Raw genomic sequence first — 3,036 nt, forward strand, 5'->3', positions numbered from 1 at the left:
GCCCGCCGTCTTCAGCCACGCCTTGGCGACGTCCAGCGGGTCCTTGTTCTCCAGCTGGACCTGCGCGTCGAGGTCGAGGAGGGTCTTCGTGTCGAGCTTCGCGGAGACCGCGTTCAGCGCGGCGACGCCCTCCGAGGAGAGCGCGCTCTTGTAGACGAGCGGCGTGACGTTCGCGAAGCCGAAGAGGTTCTTCGGGTCCTGGAGGACGACGAACTTCTCCTTGAGGATGGTCGGGTCGGTCGTGAAGATGTCCGCCGCCTGCACGGTGTTCTTCTTCAGCGCCGCCTGCGTGAGCGGGCCGCCCGCGTCAAGTGCCTTGAAGGACTTGAACGTCAGCCCGTACTCCGACTCCAGGCCGAGCATGCCCTGGTGGCGGGTCTGGAACTCGGGCGAGCCGCCGAGGATCAGGTCGGGGGCTATGTCCTTGAGGTCCGCGAGGGTCGAGGTCGCGGTGAGGCTGTACTTCGCCGCGGTCTCCGCGTTGATCGTGACGGAGTCCTTGTCCTCGGCCGGGGAGGACTCCAGGAGCGTCAGCTTGGAGTCGAGCTTGGCCTTGGCCGCCGCGTTCACGGTCTCCAGGGAGGTCTGCGGGGCCTTGGCGTCGAGGTAGGCCAGCAGCGAGCCGTTGTACTCCGGCAGGACGTGGATGGAGCCGTTCTTGAGCAGGCCGTAAGTGGTCTCGCGGCTGCCGATGTTGGGCTTGTAGGAGACCTTGATGCCCTTGGCCTTGAGCGCCTCGCCGTAGATGTCGGCGAGCAGCGTGCTCTCGGCGAAGTTGTTCGACCCCACGACGACCGACTTGCCGTCCGACCCGCCCCCGTCGAGGGGGTTGCTGCCGGTGTCGTCGGAGCTGCATCCCGCCAGCAGGACCGTCGCCGCGGCGAGCACGGCTGTCGCCGCGCCGGGGTGTCGACGGAAGGATCTGCGGGGATGGGCGGTAGAAGTCACTGTTCCCGTTTCCGACTTGGGGGGAGAGGAGGCGATACGCCTGAAGACCCCCCGGCGACGCGCCTGGAGGTCCCTCGCATGAGGTCTCTCGATCCAAGCCAGCCAGTTCTTCGGCAGTCAAGAGGAGTTGTGTAAACGATACGGTTCGATTTCCCCGGCTCCGCTTGCCGTTCCGCTTGTGTACGTGGCTGGTTGTGGTCGGCGTCGCTTCGTAATGGATTCTTGACCCAGGGCGATGTGCCCGCGCCTTCACGGAAGCGATAGCCTCGCCGCAGTCGGCGTCGATCACCATCGGTCGTCCAGCGGTACGCATCGATCGCCGGCTCGATCGGAGCAGAACAGAATCAGGGACCGATCGGAACCGGCCATCCGTGTGCGTCGCGCGCGGTGCACCATCCGCCATGAAGGAGGCCCGGTGTCCACGAACGAGGTGGACGCGCCCACCCGGCCGGCACCAGCGCCCGGCCGCCGGGGGCTGCGGGCCCTCGCCGACCGGTGGCCCTTCCAGCGCAAGCTCAACGTCCTCGTCGGCGTGCCGCTCGCGGTGATCGCCGTCCTGATGACGTACGTCATCACGGACCTGGTCCAGGAGTCCCAGCGGGCCGAGGAGGCCGCCGAGTTGGTGCGCGACAGCGCCCAAGTGGCCAAGCTGGTCTCGCTGGTGGAGGCCGAGCACCAGCAGGCGATCCTGCTGTCGGTGCGTCACGAGGCGTCCTTCGACGGCGGCACCCCCTCGACCGACCCCTACCGGGTGGCGCAGGTCCAGGTGGACAACCAGGTGACGAAGGTGCGCGACACCTTCGGCGGGCGGCTGCCGGCCGGTGAGGCGCAGGCGCTGCGCGAGATCGAGGGCCTCGGGGGGCTCAGGTCGACGATCGAGCAGGGCTATCTGCCCGCCGACAACATCGACCCGGCGTACACGGGCGCGGCGCGCGGCCTCATCGACGGCCTGGGCCTGGACCGCAACTCGGCGCTGGCGACGACGTTCACCGGCAACCTGCTGGACTCCCTGCTGCGCGCGGACGCGGCGCACGGCGCCTACGAGACGGGCGTGTTCTCGGCGCTGACCGGGGACAGCAACGCGCTCATCGAGTTCACCGGCGCGGTCGGCGCGCACGAGCTGTACACGTACCAGACCGGCCGGTTCAACCGGTTCGCGACCGCCGCGCAGGCCGACGAGCTCGGCGGCATCGAGCACAACCCGGCGCAGGCCGCGATCGACCAGCACTACGCCGAACTCACCGTCGACCCCAGCTCGTTGCAGGCGACATCGACTGCCGCGCTGCGCACCTCGCTGCGCCAGGCGCTCGCCGCGTACGGCGACTACCAGCAACAGGCCGACAACCGGCTGAAGATCACCGACTCGCTGATCGGCCAGATCGCCGACCGCGCCGACGACACGGCGAGCAGCGCCCGTTGGCGCGTGACGCTGCTGCTGAACCTCGCGGTGATCGGGTTCATCCTGTGGATCGCGTTCTCGGTCCTGGTGCGCCGCTCGGTCGTGCGGCCGGTGCTGGCGCTGACCGGTGCCGCGCGCGAGGTCGCGGACGTCGCCGGGCGTGAACTGGCGCGTGTCGCCGACGACGACGCGGAGGAGAGCGGCTCACCGCGCCTGCGCGAGCTGCCGGTGACGGCGGACGACGAGATCGGTGAGCTGGCCGAGGCGTTCAACAACGTCCAGACGACGGCCGCCGCGCTGCTGGAGCGGCAGGTCCTCAGCCGCCGCAACGTCGCCGAGATGTTCGGCAACGTGGGGCGCCGCGTCAGCAACCTGACGACCCGTCAGCTCACGCTGATCGACGCGGTGGAGCGCGGCGAGACCGACCCGGCGCTCCTCGAACGCCTCTACTCCATCGACCACATCGCGGTACGCCTGCGCCGCAACGCCGACAGCCTGATGCTGCTCGCCGGTATCCGCGAGACGGTCCTCGACTCGGGGCCGACCGCGCTCACCAACGTCGTACGGGCCGCGCTCGGGCAGATCGAGGGGTATCAGCGCGTCGAGCTGCGGGCCGCGTCCGAGGTGATGATCGAGCCCGACATCATCGGCGACCTCACGCTGATGGTGGCCGAACTCCTGGAGAACGC

General features: G+C 69.2%; 2 protein-coding genes. One reads left to right on the forward strand and one right to left on the reverse strand.

What is annotated here, in order from left to right; translation table 11 throughout:
- Nucleotides 1-948, reverse strand: a 948-nt coding sequence (locus AOK24_RS36675) for an ABC transporter substrate-binding protein (RefSeq protein ID WP_055724278.1), incomplete at its 3' end; no start/stop codon positions are given.
- A 415-nt stretch (nucleotides 949-1,363) separates the two neighbouring features.
- Between AOK24_RS36675 and AOK24_RS36680 the strand changes: the two genes are divergently transcribed.
- On the forward strand, nucleotides 1,364-3,036 hold a 1,673-nt coding region (locus AOK24_RS36680; protein WP_159052116.1), incomplete at its 3' end, for a HAMP domain-containing protein.

It is taken from the genome of Streptomyces niveiscabiei (assembly GCF_001419795.1).
Classification (GTDB): Bacteria; Actinomycetota; Actinomycetes; order Streptomycetales; family Streptomycetaceae; genus Streptomyces; species Streptomyces niveiscabiei.